The following is a 2,269-nucleotide window of genomic DNA, read 5'->3' as shown; positions in this document are numbered from 1 at the left end:
GTCCGGCATGGCTGAGCTCGATGTGCAGACTGCGCTGGTCGAGCGGGTCGCGCTCGCGGGCGACGAGCCCGGCCTCGGCAAGCCGCTTGACCAGCGGCGTGATCGTGCTCGAGTCCAGGTCCAGGCGCGCGGCGAGGCTCTTGACCGACTGCGCGCCGTGCTCCCACAACACCAGCATCGCCAGGTACTGCGGGTAGGTGAGGCCCAGCCGCGCGAGCGGCGCGCGGTAGGCGCGAGTGATGGCGTTGGTGGCCGCGTAGAGCGCAAAACACAGCTGGTCATCGAGCCGCAACGACGCGTTCGATGCGGGCCGGGCGGCCTTCGCGGCATTCAAGGAGGAGCGATCGAGTCTCATCACACGATTCTCGCCGTTGCGCCCTGCACGCGGCGCGCGCACAGGCAATCCCGGCAAATGCGTCGGCCTCAACGCAGCGCGGCGGCGGCCAGCGCATCGGGTGTATCAGGCTTGAACTTGCCGAGCTGAACCGCCACCACGCGCCCTTGCCGATCGACTGCCGCCGCGAACGGCATCTCCGCGCGCAGGTTGCCCAGCCGCTTCGACAGCGCTATGCCCTCGGCGCCGCCCACGAACACCGGAAAGTCGATCTGCTGGTCGTTGGCAAAGCGCTCGATCCGGTCGGACTGGTCGACCCCGATGCCCAGCACGACCAACCCGTCGGCGCGGCGCTTGGCATAGAGCCTCTGCAAGGCCTGCGCCTCCTCGGCACAGGGGACGCACCAGCTGGCCCAGAAATAGACGACGAGCGGCTGGCCCCGGTACAGCCGCAGCGGCACGAGGGTGGGGTTGAACTGCCGCAGCGACGCCGCGAACAGCGCGTTGCCCTTGGCCTCGAGGTAAGCCGGCGTCGGCGTGGCCGGTGGCGCGGTAGGCCGGGGACCGAACAAGCGCCAGCTCAGCGCGACGGCAAGCACCGCCAGCACGATCGTCAACGCACGTTGGGCTCGCACCATGATGTCAATGCGCCGCGGAGCCGCTGGCGCGCTCCTGCCAGGCGCGGTAGTCATACGACCAACTGCTCTTGATGAACGACAGCACCGCGACGATCTCCGCGTCGCTCAGCGCCGCGGCGAAGGCCGGCATGTTGCCCTGGTAGTCGGGCGGCCGGTCCTCACCCGCCACTAGGCCGCGCTGCACCACGCGGATCAGCTCACGGTCGGCGTGGTGCCAGGTGTGCCCCGACTCGTCGTGCGGCGGCGCCGGCAGGCGGCCGTCGGGCCCCGGGCGGCGCCAGTCGGGCTGGCCTTGGAGTTGCGCACCGTGGCAAGCGGCGCAGTGCGTCGCATAGACCGTCTTGCCCCAGGCCACCAGCGCCGGGCTGTCGGCGTCGATGCGCTCTGCCGCCGGTGGCCGCAGCGCCGCCCAGGTCAACACGGCGGCGATGTAGACCAGTAACACGCTCGACAACCAGGCATCGACATGCTTCACAACGGACCCTTGTTCACGCATGCCGCGAGTCTGCATCGGCCGGCCTCAGGACATGTAGCGTCGCCCCAACGGCGCCAAGCACGCCCTCCGTAGGCAGCACACGAGGTGAGCGTGGCGGCTCATCCCAATGACCGCGTCGAACTCCACAAACCCGCTGCATAACTTCGCTGCGCGAAGTGAGCGAACCCCCGCTGCGCGACGCCCGCTGCGCAGTCAACGGTGCTCAAACAAAGCGCTCGACCTCGCCTGCGGCTCGGCAACCCCGAGGCCCTTTCTGGGCTTGGCCGGAGGCCGCTCCGGCCGCCCAACAGCGCGCAGGCGCTGTTGGAGCCGCGAGCTCCGCTCCTCGGCGCCGCACAGTCGCGGAGCCCGCCGCGCCCACCCACGGCTTTGCAAGACACGGTGGTGCTTCTGGAGCACAGCCGCCCACCCGCGCGCGGCTTAGCGCGGCCCGCCCGGCGCATCCGGACCAAGCGCGGGTTTGCGCTGCGACGGCTGGCCCCATCCCGAACTTCCCCCAGCGAGGGAAGGAGCAAAGACTCAATGGGCCGCAAGCGAACGGCCTCGTCGTTGCGGCAAGACGCTTCATCCCGGCCCCGCCACTGAAACCGGCGTGAGCGTCGCGGGGCCTCATGGCGGCTCGGCCACGTAGCCCGCCTCGCACATGCGCAGCGCGCCGAGGATCCAGGCGCGGTCGAGCCGCTGACCGATGAACACCAGCACCGTGCGGCGCGGCTCGCGCGCACGCCAGAGCGAGCCGCCATTGATTTGCAGCAGGCTCTGCACGCCCTGCACCACCAGCCGCTGGCGCTGGTGCTCGGC

Annotated in this window: 4 protein-coding genes; all 4 read right to left on the bottom strand. The window is 70.4% G+C overall.

From position 1 onward, the window contains the following. Nucleotides 1-355, bottom strand: a 355-nt coding sequence (locus RMO12_RS14280) for a MarR family transcriptional regulator (RefSeq protein WP_309639796.1), incomplete at its 3' end; no start/stop codon positions are given. A gap of 68 nt (nt 356-423) precedes the next feature. Beyond that, nucleotides 424-972 carry a TlpA disulfide reductase family protein gene (locus RMO12_RS14275; protein ID WP_309639795.1) on the bottom strand — a complete coding sequence of 183 codons (549 nt, stop codon included), beginning with the start codon at nt 970-972 and terminating at the stop codon, nt 424-426. Between the two features lie 4 nt (nt 973-976). Continuing rightward, on the bottom strand, nt 977-1,447 hold the full coding sequence (locus RMO12_RS14270; RefSeq protein ID WP_309639794.1) for a cytochrome c: 471 nt from the start codon (nt 1,445-1,447) through the stop codon (nt 977-979). Nucleotides 1,448-2,077: 630 nt separating this feature from the next. Then, nucleotides 2,078-2,269, bottom strand: a 192-nt coding sequence (locus RMO12_RS14265) for a GTP-binding protein (RefSeq protein WP_309639793.1), incomplete at its 5' end; no start/stop codon positions are given.

Origin of the sequence: Methylibium sp. (assembly GCF_031393925.1) — a bacterium.
Lineage (GTDB): Bacteria > Pseudomonadota > Gammaproteobacteria > Burkholderiales > Burkholderiaceae_C > Methylibium.
Note: the sequence above shows the minus strand (reverse complement) of the source record. Positions and strands in the feature narration are given on the sequence as shown.

Coding starts and splice junctions, on each gene's coding strand:
- RMO12_RS14275 (WP_309639795.1), bottom strand. CDS start 972: ATGGTGCGAGCCCAACGTGCGTTGACGATCGTGCTGGCGGTGCTTGCC.